Origin of the sequence: Gemmatimonas phototrophica (genome assembly GCF_000695095.2) — a bacterium.
Lineage (GTDB): Bacteria > Gemmatimonadota > Gemmatimonadetes > Gemmatimonadales > Gemmatimonadaceae > Gemmatimonas > Gemmatimonas phototrophica.
This window is the reverse complement of record NZ_CP011454.1, coordinates 2,688,061-2,704,234: the sequence shown is the minus strand read 5'-3', so window position 1 is coordinate 2,704,234 and position 16,174 is coordinate 2,688,061. Positions and strand designations below refer to the sequence as shown.

At 63.9% G+C, this 16,174-nt stretch carries 14 protein-coding genes and 1 tRNA gene; 6 read left to right on the top strand and 9 right to left on the bottom strand.

The features are described from left to right. Positions 1-4: 4 nt before the first annotated feature. On the bottom strand, positions 5-1,453 hold the full coding sequence (locus GEMMAAP_RS11515) for a M16 family metallopeptidase (RefSeq protein WP_026849658.1): 1,449 nt from the start codon (positions 1,451-1,453) through the stop codon (positions 5-7). Further along, positions 1,453-2,838 carry a M16 family metallopeptidase gene (locus tag GEMMAAP_RS11510; protein WP_053334117.1) on the bottom strand — a complete coding sequence of 462 codons (1,386 nt, stop codon included), beginning with the start codon at positions 2,836-2,838 and terminating at the stop codon, positions 1,453-1,455. The genes GEMMAAP_RS11515 and GEMMAAP_RS11510 overlap by 1 nt, the downstream gene beginning before the upstream one ends. Before the next feature lie 62 nt (positions 2,839-2,900). Between GEMMAAP_RS11510 and GEMMAAP_RS11505 the strand changes: the two genes are divergently transcribed. Beyond that, positions 2,901-4,244, top strand: coding sequence for an APC family permease (locus GEMMAAP_RS11505; protein WP_026849659.1), 1,344 nt, complete (start codon positions 2,901-2,903; stop codon positions 4,242-4,244). Next, positions 4,241-5,107: an MOSC domain-containing protein gene (locus tag GEMMAAP_RS11500; RefSeq protein ID WP_026849660.1), complete on the top strand. Its 867-nt coding sequence runs from the start codon at positions 4,241-4,243 to the stop codon at positions 5,105-5,107. Before GEMMAAP_RS11505 ends, GEMMAAP_RS11500 begins: the two co-directional genes overlap by 4 nt. A 7-nt stretch (positions 5,108-5,114) precedes the next feature. On the opposite strand, the gene GEMMAAP_RS11495 is transcribed toward GEMMAAP_RS11500, so the two are convergent. From GEMMAAP_RS11495 to uvrA, 7 genes are all read right to left on the bottom strand, one after another. Then, positions 5,115-5,936: an alpha/beta fold hydrolase gene (locus tag GEMMAAP_RS11495; protein ID WP_043580700.1), complete on the bottom strand. Its 822-nt coding sequence runs from the start codon at positions 5,934-5,936 to the stop codon at positions 5,115-5,117. A 67-nt stretch (positions 5,937-6,003) separates the two neighbouring features. Next, positions 6,004-7,221: a hypothetical protein gene (locus GEMMAAP_RS11490; protein ID WP_026849662.1), complete on the bottom strand. Its 1,218-nt coding sequence runs from the start codon at positions 7,219-7,221 to the stop codon at positions 6,004-6,006. After that, a complete protein-coding gene (locus tag GEMMAAP_RS11485; protein WP_043580702.1) occupies positions 7,218-8,132 on the bottom strand; it encodes a PulJ/GspJ family protein in 915 nt (304 codons plus the stop codon). The genes GEMMAAP_RS11490 and GEMMAAP_RS11485 overlap by 4 nt, the downstream gene beginning before the upstream one ends. After that, on the bottom strand, positions 8,120-8,515 hold the full coding sequence (locus GEMMAAP_RS11480) for a type IV pilus modification PilV family protein (protein WP_026849663.1): 396 nt from the start codon (positions 8,513-8,515) through the stop codon (positions 8,120-8,122). Before GEMMAAP_RS11480 ends, GEMMAAP_RS11485 begins: the two co-directional genes overlap by 13 nt. A gap of 8 nt (positions 8,516-8,523) precedes the next feature. Then, positions 8,524-9,018: a pilus assembly FimT family protein gene (locus tag GEMMAAP_RS11475; protein ID WP_026849664.1), complete on the bottom strand. Its 495-nt coding sequence runs from the start codon at positions 9,016-9,018 to the stop codon at positions 8,524-8,526. Positions 9,019-9,345: 327 nt separating this feature from the next. Then, positions 9,346-9,418 (bottom strand) — tRNA-Asn (locus GEMMAAP_RS11470). A 91-nt stretch (positions 9,419-9,509) separates the two neighbouring features. After that, positions 9,510-12,350: an excinuclease ABC subunit UvrA gene (uvrA, locus tag GEMMAAP_RS11465; protein WP_026849665.1), complete on the bottom strand. Its 2,841-nt coding sequence runs from the start codon at positions 12,348-12,350 to the stop codon at positions 9,510-9,512. 60 nt (positions 12,351-12,410) lie between these two features. Between uvrA and GEMMAAP_RS11460 the strand changes: the two genes are divergently transcribed. The 4 genes from GEMMAAP_RS11460 (at position 12,411) to GEMMAAP_RS11445 (ending at position 16,152) form a co-directional block, all read left to right on the top strand. Beyond that, a complete protein-coding gene (locus GEMMAAP_RS11460; RefSeq protein WP_053334120.1) occupies positions 12,411-14,363 on the top strand; it encodes an ABC transporter ATP-binding protein in 1,953 nt (650 codons plus the stop codon). Positions 14,364-14,430: 67 nt separating this feature from the next. Continuing rightward, a complete protein-coding gene (locus tag GEMMAAP_RS11455) occupies positions 14,431-15,207 on the top strand; it encodes a Stp1/IreP family PP2C-type Ser/Thr phosphatase (RefSeq protein WP_053334121.1) in 777 nt (258 codons plus the stop codon). Further along, a complete protein-coding gene (locus GEMMAAP_RS11450; RefSeq protein WP_026849666.1) occupies positions 15,200-15,412 on the top strand; it encodes a hypothetical protein in 213 nt (70 codons plus the stop codon). Before GEMMAAP_RS11455 ends, GEMMAAP_RS11450 begins: the two co-directional genes overlap by 8 nt. After that, the gene (locus GEMMAAP_RS11445; protein WP_053334122.1) at positions 15,409-16,152 is read left to right on the top strand and encodes a thioredoxin family protein; all 744 of its coding nucleotides are present in this window, start codon (positions 15,409-15,411) and stop codon (positions 16,150-16,152) included. Before GEMMAAP_RS11450 ends, GEMMAAP_RS11445 begins: the two co-directional genes overlap by 4 nt. The last annotated feature ends 22 nt before the right edge of the window (positions 16,153-16,174 follow it).

Here is a 16,174-nt window from a genome sequence, read left to right as displayed (position 1 = left end):
GGGGTTACGGAACGATGATGGGACGGCCGCGCATGTCACGGACATCCACGGGCGCGATCTTGGTGGCCTTGAGTGCCGGTTCAATACTGGAGCGGTCACCGGCAATCACGATGGTGAGTTTGGCCGGATCGACGTATCTGGTTGCGACACGCTGCACATCGGCGGCCGTCACCTTGCTGATTCCGGCGTTGAAGGCGCCCAGCGTGGTGAGTGGGAGATTGTACGGCACGAGGTTGGAGATCTGCGCCGCAATATCACCGGTGCTCTCAAACCCATCGGCGTATCCCAACTGCAGGTACCGTTTCACTTTCGCCAACTCCGCCGCAGGCAGCGGCTGGCGAATGTTCTTGAGTTCCTTCATGAACTCAATGAGCGCCGAGTCGGTCTTGGCAGAAACCACTTCGGCCCGGGCGGTGAAGGGACCGGCGTCGCGCCGCATGGAAAATGCAGACCCTGCGCCATACGTGTAGCCCTTCACTTCGCGCAGCGTGTTGTTCAAACGGGAAGTGAAGGACCCCCCGAGCGCCGTGTTCATCACCATGATGGCGTAGTAGTCCGGGCTGCTGCGGGCCACGCCAATACCACCAATGCGAAAGCTCGATTGTGCGGCTTTGGGTTTGTCGATGATGTGAATCGCGGTAGTCGATTTGGCCATCGCACGCAGCAATGGTGTTGTCGGAACCGGCGCGCGTTCCCACGATCCAAAGGTGCGAGTGGCCAGCGTTACGGCCTCGGCTACGGTGAGGTCACCCACCAGCACCAGCGTGGCGTTGTTGGGGCGGTACCAGGTGCGCCAGAACGTTTCAATATCTGCGCGCGTGATGGATTCCACTGACTCGCGCACACCGGATGGGCTGCGCCCGTACGGGTGTGCTTCACCATACAGAATCGCGGCAAAGGCGCGGTCGGCCATGGCCGGCCCGCGGTCCTGCTCCTGCAACAGGGCCGTCACACGTTCATTGCGAATCCGTACGAATTCCTTTTCGGGAAAGGTCGGCCGCCGCACGACATCGGCCATCAGGGCGAAGGCGCTGTCGAGTGTGTTGCGCGTCGTGTGCAACACCACGGAGCTCTGTTCGAGCGAGGCGCCGGTGTTCAAGCGAATGGCCAGGAAGCCAATCTGCTCCGCCAATGCCAGCGCATCCCGATCGCCGGCGCCTTCATCGAGCATGTTCATCGTGGCGGTCGCCAATCCTTCCTTACCACCCGGATCGGCAATGCTGCCGACATTGAATACGAGCTGCGCATCCACCACCGGCAATTCACGCTGCTCGACAATGACCAGACGCAACCCGTTGGGGAGCCGCCGCTCCACCATGGTGGGGAGTTTGAGCGGCGTGGGCGCCACCAGTTTGGGGGGCGTGCTGCTCGCGGCCTTCGGCGTCGCGGGTTGTGCCAGAAGCACGGCCGGGGTGATCACCGCCGCCAGCAGCGAGTGAGTGTATACGCGCATTACTTGATCCCTCCGAGAGTCGATGGTGTGAGTGCCAGCGACGATTTGCCTTCCGGGACGATGGTGAGCACCACCCGTGGGGTCCCCGCGAGGTGCGTACGGGCCGCGCGTTGCACGGCCGCCGGCGTGAGTGCTTCGTACCGCGCCAGATCCTGCGCCAGATAATCGGGCTTTCCGGTGAAGTAGTTGTAGTAGCTGAGGCGAAACGCCTTGCTGGCCACGCTCGAGAGCCCATCCAGCATACTCGCGCGCATGCCGTTCTTCACGCGGGTGAGTTCACGTTCGGTAACACCATTCGCAATGATGTCTGACAAAGTGCGACTGATCTCGGCGTCAATGTCGCTGGGCAGCACGCCGGGCTTGGCCGTGACGACCAATTGGATCATGCCATCGAGCTTCTGCGATTGATTGTTCATGCGCACATCCTGCGCCAGCTGCTTCTCGTAGACCAGCGTACGGTACAAGCGCGAACTCTTGCCGCCGGCCACGATGTCCGTGAGTGCATCAAGGGCCGCGTCATCGGGCGAGAATGACTGTACGCCATGCCACGTGTAATACACCCGCGGCAATTGCACGCGGTCCTCTACCACCAGCACGGAGTCCTTGCGCAGGGTGATGGCGGGGGGCACGGGCCGGGTAATGGGAGCCGCGCTGCGTGGAATGTGGCCGAAATACTTCTGCACCCACGCCTTGGCCGAATCGGGATTGAAGTCCCCGGCTATGGTGATCGTGGCGTTATTGGGGGCGTAGTACTGCCGAAAGAACCCCTTCACGTCGTCAACCGCCGCCGCACTCAGGTCGTCCATGGAGCCGATGACGTCCCAGGAGTACGGATGCCCCTTGGGAAAGAGCACGGGCAAAATGGTTTCGTCCGCTTTCCCGTACGGGGCGTTGTCCACGCCCTGACGCCGTTCGTTTTTCACGACATCGCGTTGCAGGTCAAGCTTGGCCTGATCCATGGTGGGGAGCAGCCAACCCATGCGGTCGGCATCAAGCCACAGCATGAGGGGCAGGGCATTGGAGGGCCCGGTCTCGTAGTAATTGGTGCGATCGAAGTTGGTGGATCCGTTGTTGCTTGCTCCGGCTGCTTCCAGCCATTCATCGAACTTGCCTACCGGCACGTTCTCCGATCCCATGAACATCACGTGTTCAAAGAGATGGGCAAAACCGGTACGCCCCACCTTTTCGTCGCCCGAGCCGACCTTGTAAAAGTTTTCCACCGCCACAATGGGGACCGAACGATCCACGTGCAGAATGATTTCGAGCCCATTGGAGAGGGTGTACTTCTCATGCGGAATGGACGGGCTTTTCTGGGCGCCGAGAGACACCAGAGGCCCCGTCAGGGCGGCCATCAGGCATGCACGGCGCAGGGACGAAGTGATCATGGTTGCGAAATGAAGGGAATCAACGGGTAGCGCTAGAAATGTATACGGGGCAGTTTGGCCCCATGCTTCAGGTGAAATACGCCGCCAGGCTTGGCACCTTCTCCGGCACCATGCTGGTGGTGGGGGGAATCATCGGATCAGGCATCTTCCTGTCTCCGGCAGTCGTCGCTCAGCGCGTGGGTACGGCCCCCCTCACCCTAGCGGCGTGGGGGCTGGGGGCGGTGGTGGCCATTCTGGGTGGCTTTGTGTATGCCGAACTGGGGGCGCGCCGGCCAAAGGCGGGTGGCACCTACATCTACTTGCGTGATGCGTTCGGGACTTTTCCGGCGTTCCTGTACGGGTGGGCCCTGTTCCTGATCATGGCGACCGGTGCCATGGCCGCCGTTGCCATGACCGGTGCCAACTATCTGGCCGAGCTGCTCCACCTGAGCCCTGCAGCGGGGCGCCCCATCGCGATTGGCTTCATTGTGGTGCTCACCGTGCTCAACATTCTCGGGGTGCGTATTGGTGCCACCACGGGCAATGTGCTCACGCTGCTCAAGCTGGCGGCCATTGCCTTGTTGGTCTTTGCGGCACTGGCGCTCACGCCTCGGAATGCGGTTCCCCTCGCCGAGCAGGCCTCTCCTCTGGTCGCTCCGTCATCGCTTACGCAGATGGTAGTGGCCATGGGTGGCGCCCTGGTGCCCGTGCTCTTTTCGTTCGGCGGGTGGCAGCAAACCAACGCGGTGGCCGAGGAGCTGGTGGACCCGCAGCGCACGCTCCCTCGTGCCCTCATTTACGGGGTGCTGATAGTCGCGGCCACGTACCTGCTGGTGAACGTGGCGTATTTGCGTGCGTTGGGGCTGGAAGGGCTGGCCGCCAGTCGGGCACCCGCCGCCGACACCATGTTTGTCTATCTCGGCGCCACCGGGCGCACGTTCATCACACTGGGCATTGTCACGTCCACCGTGGGCTTTCTGGGGATGGTGATTCTCATGTCGGCCCGCGTGTATCAGGCCATGGCCGCAGATGGGTTGTTCTTTACGCGCATGGCGCGACTGCATCCGCGCTGGCAAACACCGGTGGACGCGCTGGTGGCGCAGGGAGTCGTGGCGCTGCTGCTCCTGTTGTCGGGCACGTACGGACAGCTGCTCGATTACGTAGTGTTCGCCGACTGGATCTTCTTTGGCTCCACCGCCGCGGCGCTATTTGTTCTGCGCGCCCGTGACCGTGAAGGAACGGTACGCGCACGCCTGCATCCGGTGGGGATTCTCGTCTTCATGGCCGCGGCGGTGTATGTGTTGGTGGGGTCGGTGCAGTCCAACCCGGGCAATGCCGCCCGCGGCGCCGGGCTGCTGGTGTTGGGCGCCCCGGTCTATCTCTACTGGCACCGTCAGCGCTCACGCTCAGGAGACCGAACCACATGATCAGCGAGAGAAGGCACGCCGTCGCCCGGGTGGCGGCGCTTACGGTCTATCCGCTCAAGTCTGCAGCTGGCATCTCGGTGCAGGAGTTGCTGTTGGATGATCGCGGCGCGGCTGGCGACCGGCGTTGGCTTCTGGTCGATGGCGAAGGACGCGCCATCACCGCGCGGGAGTGCCACGCACTGCTGCACATCACCCCCCGATTCGCCACCGCCAACCGGGACGGCGCCCTGCATCTGGATGCACCGCGCCACGCGACCCTTACCGCGGTGGTACCTGGTGCCGATGCACTGGCCCGTGTGGTGCACGTGTGGGACGATGCCGTCACCGCGCTCGATGCCGGTGACGATGCCGCAGACTGGTGCAGTGATGTCATTGGCCGGTCCTGCCGCCTGGTGCACCTTGATGATGCCGCCGCACGCCCTCTGCAGCCAAAGTTTGCCGGCCCGCTTCCGTACGAAGCACGGCGCGTGGCCTTCAGCGATGGCGCCCCCCTGTTGGTCTTGGGGCTTCCCAGCGTGGATGCACTCAATGCGCACCTGATGGAGCAGGGACATCTCACACCGCTCGATGCCAGGCGCTTTCGCGCGAACGTCTGGCTGCAGGGGCTCGCCGCGCACGCTGAGGATACGTGGCGGGAGGTGCAGGTGGGCGAGGTGATCCTGGGGATGGGATCGCTGTGCACACGGTGCGTCCTGACGACGGTGGATCCGGACACGCTCGAACGAGGGACACAACCGCTGCGTGCCTTCGGTGAGTACCGCCGTACGGCCGACGGCGTGGTGTTTGGGGTGAATGCCACACACGCACACCCCGGCATCCTGCGCGTGGGCGATCCCGTGACCGTGCGTACGGCTCGCGACTGACGCTACATCAGTTCGTCAGGAACTGCACCGTGGCGGCAATGACCTCGGGCGATCGCATGATTCGCCGGTGTCCCACACCCTCCACCTCCAGCAGCGTGGCCTGGTGCCAGGCCCGCGCGATACGCTCACCATCGGCAAACGGCACTTCACGATCATCCCGCGCGTGAATCACGAGCGCAGGTGTCGGGAGAGTGGCAACGAGCTCCAACACATCCACCGTGGAATGCCCACGCTGCACGACCTGCGACCGCAAGGTCTCGACAAAGTGGTGGGTGGCCGACGCCGGCATGTGCATGGCATTGGCGAAACGATGCAGCGCGTCGTGCAGCGAGGCCGGGCTCGCAATCAGCACGGCCCGCTGGGTCGATAGACCGGCCGACAGGGCAATGCCGATACTGCCGCCACCCATGGAGTGTCCCACGAGGCCGTAGAGCGGGCCGTGTCGCTCAGCGACTTCGTGCAGCGTTTCGGCGAACAGGTACGGGTCGGACTGAGACCCACGCGAGTGACCGTGGCCGGGACCATCCACGCCGATGACCCGGAATCCAGCGCTCAGCAGGGCCGGTGCGAAGTGCGCAAACTGGGTTGCCCGCCCCTCCCATCCGTGAATGAGGGCGACCGTTCGTGCCCCCGCACCCGCCATCAGGATGGAGGCGCCGTTGGGCAGTCGTTCGCGCGTGCCCAACGCCTCGAAATCCAGTTCCCAGTCTTTGGGAGCGAAACGCCGTGGCGTGGAGAACAGGCGTTGATTGAGGCGCGCAACCACGCGCGGGGCAATGCCGCCCAACGTACGGTTGGCCCCTTGGATGATGCGAAGCGACGTGGGCATGGAGTCTGGCACACCGAAGTATGCCCTCCATGCCCACGCTATGGCACTGCTGGTAAGGAACGCGGACTCAGTACAGCTGCGCCCAGCTCCGTTCCTTGGTGCGGGTCAGAATGGCTGAGCCGCGCAAAGCAGACTCCACCGCGCACTTGGACCACTGGAATTTCGAGGTGCCCACGATGCTGTTGTCGTCTTGTACGTTTGCGTTGCGGCTCATGGCGCTGCCCCAGAGGTCGAACGTACCGGCGCCCTTCACGATATCGTCGCGGGCAATAATCAGACCGTACCACTGGAAATTGCCCACGGTTCGTATGTCGCCGTTGACCAGCAGAATACCCTGCCCCCGTCCCTTGGAGAGTGTGGCCGTGCCACTGAAGTAGATGATGGGGAAGTAGTCTTCGCAGCCTTTCACGTGCCCGGTGCCCCCGCGGAGTGGCTCTCCCCAATTGAGCGTGCCCGACAAGTCGCACGTGGTACTGGTTCCCACCGGTCCAGGGCCATACGACCCACCTGGCAGGGAAATATCCGCCGCGGCCACCAGCGAATTCCACGATTCCGTGCCGTAGCGGACGTACGTGTTGGAATCACCAGCCGCCGGGTCAGCATGAGTTCCGCCGATGATGGCCGACGAGCCACCGGTCTGTACGGTCTTGCCGGGCGCATAGGTGATGGCAAACGTATCGCGTCCAACAATTGATGAGCACTGTGTCCAGTTTGTCGGGTCGGTATTGGTCCCGGTCACTGTGGCATTTCCCGATACGCGCACATCGCCGGCCGTCACAATGGCACCGCCCGGATTGATCGTCGGGTACGCGATGCGCACCACCATGTTGGTCATGCGCTGCGATTCGAGCTGGGCGTTGCCAATGCTGGCGCGCCCAACGGACCGTACCCAGAACGTATTGTCGGTCAGCCGCTGAATGAACACCTTGGCCGTATCGCCCTGTGCGACGAAAACGTTGGCCGAGTCGATGGCGCCAATGGCCATGCCACGCGGGGGTGGCAAATTACGGCCACGATCCCAGTTGGAAATTTCCGAGTTGAGTCCAAACTCGGCGACCGCAAAGGCCCGCTGTTCCACCAGGGCATTGCGCCCTCCACGGAATTCCTGCATGGAGCTGATGACGGCGCCGGTGGAGAGAATGGCGAGCACCACCACTACCACGAGCGTCAGAATGAGCGCGACGCCGCGACGAGCCCGAACCAACCGGCCACGTGGTGGCGCGTCGTCATCGACAGCGACGGACGTTGTGGTATCGCTCGAGTCTTGCTGGGGATGGATGATCATTGCCGGTTCCTCAAGGCGATACGGAAGGCGAGTGAGTCGGTATTCTGCACGGAGGCCCCACCAACGGATCCGGAGCTGTTCTGGCCTTTGGCACGCAACAACAAGTCGATGCGGGAGACGCGACGGCTGTTGGCCACCGAGGTCACCGCCGCCCCGAGGCTGTCATAGTAAGCGAAGCGCATTCCGCCGGCGCTGCCAGCCGGGGCGGCGTACGGTCCGCTGACGGCCACCGCATCGGTCCAGTTGCCGTCCAGATATTCCGACCGATGCAAGTACCACGAGCCACTGGTCTCGTCATCCAGGAAATAGCGTGTGCTGCGAGTGAAGCGAATGGCCGATCCCGCTTTCACCGAGTCTCCCATGGACGCGTTCACCGTAATGCGGAAGCGCGGCTTGCCTGCATCCAACGCGGCATCGAGATACGGTGATAGCGGACAGAGCGTAGTTGACTGCGCCACCGACGTAATGCGCAACCCCTTCCATTCGTCATCTTCGGCACCGCGCGACAGCGAGTCGTTGAAGACCCACAGCGTATCACCAGCCACCGGCTGCGTGTACCAGCTGGTGAGGGTATTGCGCGCCATGTTGATAGGCGGAATATCCATTTGCGTGCTGCTCGCCTTGTTGCAGATCATCGAGGCGCCAATGACGGCCCGGAACTGGATGGAGCTGTTGTCGAAGTCCGTGAGGTCCCCGCCCGAGGACGAAATGGAACGCAAATCGGCGGGGATGAGGCTCATGGCGGAACGGAGCTCCCGGCGCATTTCCATCTGCTCGTTGGTGCGCTGGTAAAAGCGCTGCTGACCAATCATGAGGCGGGACACGATGACCCCGATCACTCCGAGGATGCCCAGCGTAATGAGCAGTTCGGCGATGGAAAAGCCGCGGCGCGTGCGGGTCAGTCTCGGCATGGAATCACCATCTGGTAGCGGAGCTGATTGACACGACGCGGCACCGCAATCCGCACGTCAATGGTTTTGATGTTGCGCCCGTCCGTGACGGTCCAGGATTCCTGCACGCCGCGCTGATTGGTGCTCCCATACGCCGCACCGGCGGCCAGCTGGGCACAGGAAAGACTGGTGAGGCTATCGAGCCGGGCCTGCGCGAGACTGGCGGCGACCATCTGGGTGCTGCCTCCACCCATCTGGCGAGCCACCGACGCGGAGCTGCCCAGGAGGCCGCCGACCGCCACCGCCAGCATGATGACGGCGAACAGAATTTCGACGAGCGTAATGCCGTCACGCGACCGGGGCAGGGCCGGTCGCGCAGGAGAACGGCGTGAAGATGTCCGCATAATGATCCTCACAGGGTGCAGCTTTTCGAGAGGATGAGACCGGCCGTGCTGATGCACAGCGTGTCGAGTTTTGTGCCGTAGCGCAGTCGGTACCGAAATACTTCTTCGTCCTCGACCATCACGTTGGTCATCATGCCGCGGCCGTTGTAATTGACGACGGTGGGGGCATCCTCCAACGGCTCGAGCGCGATTCCCAGTGACTGGTACAGCCGGATGGGACCGAACACCGTGACCGAGGTCCCGGCGAGGCCGCTCAACACGGTCACCGTGGCCACGTTCCCACTGAGGGTGAGCGTCGAGGTCTTGCCCTTCTGCAGCGCCGCCGCCCGCGCGGCCGCAAAGGCCGAGGCCAGCTGTTGGTGACCGGCGCGCAGCGTGGAGCTTTCGCGAATGGTGGTCATGCGAGGCGCGGCCAGGGCGAAGACGATGGCCAGCGTCCCCACCACCAGCAGGAGCTCGATCATCGTGTAGCCAACGCGCAGGCGCCGGAGTGGGGTCGTCATGACAACGGGGTAGTAAGGGGGCTGAACTGCCGCGAACCGAGCGGAGCGGGTGGTTCCCGACCTCCATGCGTGAGTCGCACGACTACACGAAAGGAGTGAGAACCATCACGGGGCAGTCCGGTGCTGGTATCCACTGTCACGACGCATGGTGTTGCGTCAACTCAACATGAAATTCACTTCATTTGGGGCATTCGTAGCACATGTTGCCACGGGTGTAACGCTGTGGGGCCGCCGCCTCGTGGTCTCCATGCACAACGCGCCCGGACAGTGACGTCCGGGCGCGTGGCGTAACGCCAACATCAATTGTTCTGAAGCGAAAACGTCCAGCTCCCGGGGAGGGACTCGAACCCCCGACAGGGTGATTAACAGTCACCTGCTCTACCACCTGAGCTACCCGGGAATGCAACACCAGCAACCTCCAGCAAACGGCCCATTGGACCGCGCCAGAGCCTCATATAATCACCGGGAAGGGGGCGGGAGTCAAGCGGGCCCTAGATGTTCGGTAACACCGTCTTGAGCCACCGCCCGGTGTGGGAGGCCGCGTTCTCCATAAGGGTTTCCGGGCGCCCCATCGCGACCACGGTGCCGCCGCCGTCGCCGCCATCCGGGCCCATGTCCACAATCCAGTCGGCCAGCTTGATCACGTCGAGGTTGTGCTCAATGAGCAGCAGCGTGTGGCCTTGGTCGAGCAACCGGTCAAACACCTGGGCCAACTTGCGGATGTCCTCCAGGTGGAGCCCGGTGGTGGGTTCATCAAGCACATACAGCTTTCGGGCGCCACCACGGGCGGTGAGGGCCAATTCGCGGGCGATCTTCAGCCGCTGTGCCTCGCCGCCCGAGAGCGTAGTGGCCGGCTGTCCCAGGCGGAGATACCCCAACCCCACCTGCTGCACGTGCCATAGTGCCTGCGCCAGTTTGTCTTCGCGCGGAAAGAACTTGATGGCCTGATCGACTGTGAGTTCCAGCACGTCGGCGATGTTCCGCCCTTTCAGCCGGACCTCGAGGACGTCGGGTTTGAACCGCTTGCCGCCGCAGGCATCGCAGGGCACGAAGACGTCAGCCATGAACACCATCTCCACCTCCAGTGCGCCCGCGCCTTCGCAGTGCTCGCACCGCCCGCCCGCCACATTGAACGAAAAGTGGCCGGGGCCATAGCCACGTGTTCGAGACAGCGGCAGTTCGCTGAACAGACGGCGGATCTCATCGTACGCTTTCACGTACGTCACCGGATTGGAGCGCGGGGATTTGCCAATGGGGCTCTGGTCCACCAGCACGACATCATCAAGGTGCTCGTCGCCGCTGAGTGTGGAAAAGGTGCCCACGGTTTCGCCGAGGTGTTCCTTGGCGGAGTGCTCGCCGTGCAGGCGTGACTCGATCGCATGAAAGAGCACATCGTGCACCAGCGTACTCTTGCCGGAGCCGGAGACACCGGTCACGACCGTCATGGCGCCCAACGGCACGCGCAGGTCCACGTTGTGCACATTGTGCGCGGTCGCCCCCCGCAACTCCAGCCAGCGTGGCCCCAATGTGCGCCGTGTGACCGGGACGTCGATGCGCCGTGCACCGGTGAGATACTGACCGGTCAGCGGGCTCTGCGCGACATTGGCCATAGGACCGGCAAAGACCACCTGGCCCCCCTGTTCGCCCGCGGCCGGCCCCATCTCCACCATGAAGTCGGCAATGCGCATGGCTTCGAGATCGTGCTCCACCATGATCACGGTATTGCCGAGGTCCCGCAGGCGCGTGAGCAGCGACAGCAACCGGTCCAGGTCCCGTGGGTGCAGTCCGATGCTGGGTTCGTCCAACACGTAGGTGGCATCCACCAGCGCCGCCCCCAGTGCATTGGAGAGCGTAATCCGCTGGGCCTCACCGCCACTGAGGGTGCGCGTGGCGCGATCGAGGGTGAGGTACGTGAGCCCCACATCGGCCAGAAAGCGCACCCGCGCCCGCGCTTCCCGCAACACGGTCTCCGCGATCTGTGCCTCGCCGCCCGCAAGTGCCAACTCGTCCAGCCACGTTCGCAGATCGCGCACCGGCATCTGCGACACCTCGGCGATGGTGCGCCCGACAATGCGCACCTGCAGGGCGTCGGGCTGCAGTTTGCTGCCGCCACAGGACGCGCAGGGCTGGGCGCTCTGATATTTGCGCAGAAAGATGCGGATGTACTGCTTGTATCGCTTCTCTTCGAGGGCCTGCAGGAACGGATAGATCCCGGTGTATTGGCGGGTCTTGCCGTGCAGCAATTCCTTGCGCGCCTTGGCCGGCAACGATTTCCACGGAACGTCGGGAGACACCCCCAGCGCGCGGGCCTGATCCACCACCAGGCGACGCTGCTTTTCGTAGCGCGGCGCCGTCCACGGATCGATCGCGCCGTCCCGCACCGAACGGTCGGGGTTGGGAACGATCAGTGATTCGTCATAATCCAGCGTGGCCCCAAAGCCGTTGCACGTCACGCAGGCGCCGCGGGGATTGTTGAACGAAAACAGCTGCGGCGTGGGCATCGGGGCCCGCGTTCCGTCGTTCGGACATTCAAACCGTTCCGTAAATGACAGGCGCGGCACGGCCTCACCCTCCGCGGCTGCCCCCTGTCCCGCTGGCGGCACCACCGGTTCGGGAAAGAGCAGCGTGACATCACCGTCCCCTTCGGTAAATGCCGTCTGCACGGCGTCGGCAATACGGCCGCGACTGGCCGCGTCTACCCGCAGCCGATCCACCACCACGGACACGGCATCGGCCGACGACAGATTCAGAGCGTCTTCCGTGACATCATCGAGATGGTACACCGTGTTCCCCACGGCAACGCGCACGAACCCCCGGGCGCGCAGATTCTCGGCGATGACCGCGTGCGTCACCGCACTGGACCGAATGAGTGGGCAGGCCACCATGAACCGCGTCCCCTCGGGCAGGGACATCACTACATCGGTGACCGACTGCACGGTGTCCGGTCGCAGTTCCCGGTTGCAGATCCGGCAATACGTCCGACCGACCCGCGCCCAGAGCAGCCGCAGATAGTCATAAATCTCCGTCGCCGTTCCCACCGTGGAGCGCGAGGTCCGGGTGGGATTCTTCTGCTCGATGGCCACCGCCGGAGACATCCCTTCGATGGAGTCGACGGCCGGCTTCTCCATACGCTCCAAAAACTGCCGGGCATAGGCCGACAGCGACTCCACGTACCGCCGTTGTCCCTCGGCGTACAGCGTATCGAAGGCCAGTGACGATTTGCCCGAGCCGGACACCCCCGTGATGACGGTGATGGCTCGGCGAGGCAAGTCGAGATCAAAGCCCTTCAGGTTGTGCTGGCGGGCGCCCAGGATGCGAATCGTGTCCTTCATTCACAGAAAACTATCGGGAGCCCCAAACAGATTCCGGCACGCGTGTAGATTGCCCAGTCCATGGCTGCTGCTGTCCGTTCCGCTCCTCCCGATGACGACGCGCTGAGCAAGGCGTATGACGCCCGACTGGTCCGTCGGCTGCTGTCGTACGTGCGTCCATATGCGTGGGTGGTGGTGGCCGCGCTCGTCTGCATTGCGCTGGCCGCCGGTATGCAGCTGGCCGGCCCCCTGCTTACCCGCTGGGTCATTGACGTGGCGCTGCCAGCCAGGAACCCCGCGCTGGTGGGGCAGGTGGCGCTGGCGTTTGCCGGGATGCTCGTGGCGCAATTCGGTGCCGCCTACGGCGAAACGCTCCTCACCGCGCTGCTCGGGCAGCGAGTCATGCGGGACTTGCGCGCCGAGTTGTTTGCGCGTCTGCAGCAGTTGCCCGTTGCCTATTTCGATCGCACGCCCGTTGGGCGGCTGGTCACCCGCGTCACCAGCGATGTCGAGGCGCTGAACGAGCTCTTCACCTCTGGGGTGGTGTCCGGTCTTGGTGACCTGTTCACTCTCGTGGCCATTGGGGTGGTCATGCTGGTGGTGGATTGGCGCCTCGCACTGGCAGCGTTCGCTGTCATCCCCTTCGTGCTGTTGGCCTCGCGGCTTTTTCAGCGGTACGTGCGCAGTTCGTACCGTGACATCCGGACTCGCGTGGCGCAGCTCAATGCCTATCTGGGGGAGCGTCTGGCCGGCATTCGGCTCATCCAGCTATTCGGCCGGGAGCTCTCGGAAGTCCGTCGCTTTGGCGGACTCAACACCGCGCACCTCGACGCGCAGCTCAAGTCGATCACGGTGTATGCACTCTATTTCCCCGTGATCGAATTCCTCACCACGCTCGCGCTGGCCAGCCTGCTGGTCACGGCCGGGTATGAGGTGGCCGGGGGAGCCCTCACGGTGGGGACGGTGGCGGCGTTTCTGCAGCTGGTCCGTCGGTTCTTTCAGCCCCTGCAGGACCTGTCGGAGAAGTACAACATCCTGCAGGCGGCCATGGCCGCGTCGGAACGCATCTTTGGGCTCCTGGATCTCGCGCCAGCTCCTGGGCTTGAGTCGAGCCCCGATCGGGAGCATCAGGTGGAGCGGCTTCGGCGGGCCGGGGTCACGGTCACTTTTGAGTCGGTCTGGTTTGCCTACGGCGCTGACGGAGGGGTGACGGAGGACGGTGGTCGGGATGCTTTGGTGAAATCTTCATCACAATCCGACGCTCAGCCGCTGCCACATCCGCCAGCGGAGCCACGGTGGGTGCTGAAGGGGGTGAGCTTCAGCGTGTCCCCGGGGCAATTTCTGGCGCTTGTGGGTCATACCGGAGCCGGGAAGAGCACGATCGTGAACCTGCTGCTGCGTTTCTACGAGCCGCAGCGGGGGCGCATTCTGGTCAATGGCGAAGACATCCGGACGATTCCGGTCGATGTGCTGCGATCGGTGGTGGGGTATGTGCAGCAGGACATTTTCCTCTTTGCCGGGGATGTGGGGGCCAATATCCGGCTCTCCACGACGCTGAGCGATGAGGCGTTGCGTTTGGCGGCCGCACGGGTGGGCGCCGAACGGGTGATCGATCGCTTGCCGGGCGGCTGGCATCATGAGCTCGGGGAGCGCGGCGGCGGCGTAAGCGTCGGGGAGCGTCAATTGCTCGCTTTCGCCCGTGCTATTGCGGCTGATCCCTCGCTGCTCATTCTCGATGAGGCCACCAGTGCGGTGGATTCCCACATTGAAGCAGAGATTCAGCAGGGGGTGGCGGCCCTCATGGGCGGGCGGACGACCATCGCCATTGCCCACCGCCTGAGCACCATCGTGCACGCCGACGAAATCCTGGTGCTCCACCACGGAGAGGTCGTCGAGCGGGGCACCCACCAGCAGTTACTGGGCGCCGGAGGCACGTACGAACGGCTTTTTCGGTTACAGGCGGGGGGAGACGGCGAGCGCGAGTTTCATTCAGCCGTGGATACACGCTTGCCAACCGATGCAGCTGTCGGGTAGCTTCGCTCCTACTCCGTAGTACACTCCCGCGTTCCCTGCGTTTTCCCCGGACGAACACCCCACCCACGTGCAGCTATCTGTCGCCGCCGGTACCGATGTCGGTCGAATTCGGGCAGGCAATGAAGACAGTCTCTATGCGGACGCCGATCAAGAGCGAGGGCTCTTTATCGTAGCCGACGGCATGGGGGGACACGCCGCTGGCGAAGTTGCCAGTGAAATGGCGGTCCAGATTGTCGCCCGGGACCTCACCGATGTGCGTGACCTCACCGGCAGTGATGCTGGCACGCGCATGGCGGATGCTCTCAAGGCCGCGAACCGCGCCATCTACGAACGCACCATCCAGGAAGCCGATAAGCAGGGCATGGGCACCACGGCGTCCTGCATCATGATGGGGCAGGGACGGTACATCATCGGTCACATCGGTGATTCCCGCGTGTACCTGCTGCGCGATGGGGCGTTTCGCCAGATCACCAAAGACCACTCGTATGTGCAGGAGCAGGTGGACGCCGGCTTCCTGACCCCCGAGCAGGCCCGTTATCACCCCTACAGCAACGTCATCACCCGCTGTGTCGGGGCCAACGCGGCCGTCGAAGCGGACGTGCTGACGGGCGAGCTGCAGGTTGGCGACCTGTATCTGGTGGCCTCCGATGGGCTCACGGGCATGGTGGAGGATCCTCAGCTCAAGAAGATCCTTGAGTCCAAGCAGACGCCCGGGCGTATGGTGGACGCCATGATCACAGAGGCCAACCGTCGCGGGGGTCTCGACAACATCACGGCGATCGTGGTGCAGGTCATCAAGGTCACTGGCGTTGCCACCGGCGAAATGCCGGCTGTCCTTGGCTGACGAGTCGGTTGGCGGGCTTGCCGAGCTGTACCTCGGCAACCTGCTGTATGCCCTCGAGCGCTGTGCGCTGTCCCTCGAGGACGAGAACAAGCCCCTCGACGCCGCCTTTTACCGCGGGATCGGTCGCAAACTCGCCGATGCCCGCGGCCGGACACAGGCGGCTTCCGCCAGCGTAACTCCATCCCCCCCAGGAGCTCCGTCATGACCTTGCGCCTCGGTGTTCTCTCCACGCTGGCATTGTTGGGTCTCGGCGCCCTTCCAGAGGCTGCCTACGCCGCGCCGCGCACTCTGGGGTGGTCATCGTACGGGTTTACGACAGTCCTGCCCTGCGAGATCGGTGCGGCCGTAGCGGGGCGCGCCAAGAGCCGGCCCGCCGCGGACAGCGGTCTGAGCGCCCTGCATGCCAGTGGCCAGCGATTCCCCGACTTTGTGGCCGCCGCCAAGGCGCGTCGCGAAGGGTGGGTGAAGCTCGCAGATAGTGCACAGGTGGCCGATGCGGTGGTCACCCGAGCCAAAACCGCCGTACAAGGCGGCGCCTGGCGAATTCTCGTGGTGGCCATTGATGCCTGCGGCGACTCCATGAACACCGTGCCGTATGTGGCGCGGGTGGCGGCGCTGGCCGGTATTGATTTGCGCATTGTGCTGCCAACGGCCGGACGCGCCGTGCAGGACAGCCACCGGTCGCTGGATGGGCGGATCGCCACGCCCACGTTCGTTCTGCTTGATGAGGCCGGGAATGAGCGGGGATGCATCGTTGAGCAGCCTCGCCCACTGCGCGAATGGGCCGCGCCGGAACGCAGCAAGGTGTCGCTCGACTCCGTGCACGCCGGAATCCGGGCGTTTTACGCCAGGGACAAGGGCGAGTCGATTGCCCTCGAGACCGTCGAGATGCTGGAAGCGGCGAAAGCCGGCAAGACCCACTGCGACCGGGGCACCGCGCGCTAAGACGCGTGGAGGCGCCGGCCCG

Bases quoted from the DNA above. Each gene is read 5' to 3' on its own strand.
- GEMMAAP_RS11515 (WP_026849658.1), bottom strand. From the start codon at position 1,453: ATGCGCGTATACACTCACTCGCTGCTGGCGGCGGTGATCACCCCGGCC.
- GEMMAAP_RS11510 (WP_053334117.1), bottom strand. From the start codon at position 2,838: ATGATCACTTCGTCCCTGCGCCGTGCATGCCTGATGGCCGCCCTGACG.
- GEMMAAP_RS11505 (WP_026849659.1), top strand. From the start codon at position 2,901: ATGCTTCAGGTGAAATACGCCGCCAGGCTTGGCACCTTCTCCGGCACC.
- GEMMAAP_RS11500 (WP_026849660.1), top strand. From the start codon at position 4,241: ATGATCAGCGAGAGAAGGCACGCCGTCGCCCGGGTGGCGGCGCTTACG.
- GEMMAAP_RS11495 (WP_043580700.1), bottom strand. From the start codon at position 5,936: ATGCCCACGTCGCTTCGCATCATCCAAGGGGCCAACCGTACGTTGGGC.
- GEMMAAP_RS11490 (WP_026849662.1), bottom strand. From the start codon at position 7,221: ATGATCATCCATCCCCAGCAAGACTCGAGCGATACCACAACGTCCGTC.
- GEMMAAP_RS11485 (WP_043580702.1), bottom strand. From the start codon at position 8,132: ATGCCGAGACTGACCCGCACGCGCCGCGGCTTTTCCATCGCCGAACTG.
- GEMMAAP_RS11480 (WP_026849663.1), bottom strand. From the start codon at position 8,515: ATGCGGACATCTTCACGCCGTTCTCCTGCGCGACCGGCCCTGCCCCGG.
- GEMMAAP_RS11475 (WP_026849664.1), bottom strand. From the start codon at position 9,018: ATGACGACCCCACTCCGGCGCCTGCGCGTTGGCTACACGATGATCGAG.
- uvrA (WP_026849665.1), bottom strand. From the start codon at position 12,350: ATGAAGGACACGATTCGCATCCTGGGCGCCCGCCAGCACAACCTGAAG.
- GEMMAAP_RS11460 (WP_053334120.1), top strand. From the start codon at position 12,411: ATGGCTGCTGCTGTCCGTTCCGCTCCTCCCGATGACGACGCGCTGAGC.
- GEMMAAP_RS11445 (WP_053334122.1), top strand. From the start codon at position 15,409: ATGACCTTGCGCCTCGGTGTTCTCTCCACGCTGGCATTGTTGGGTCTC.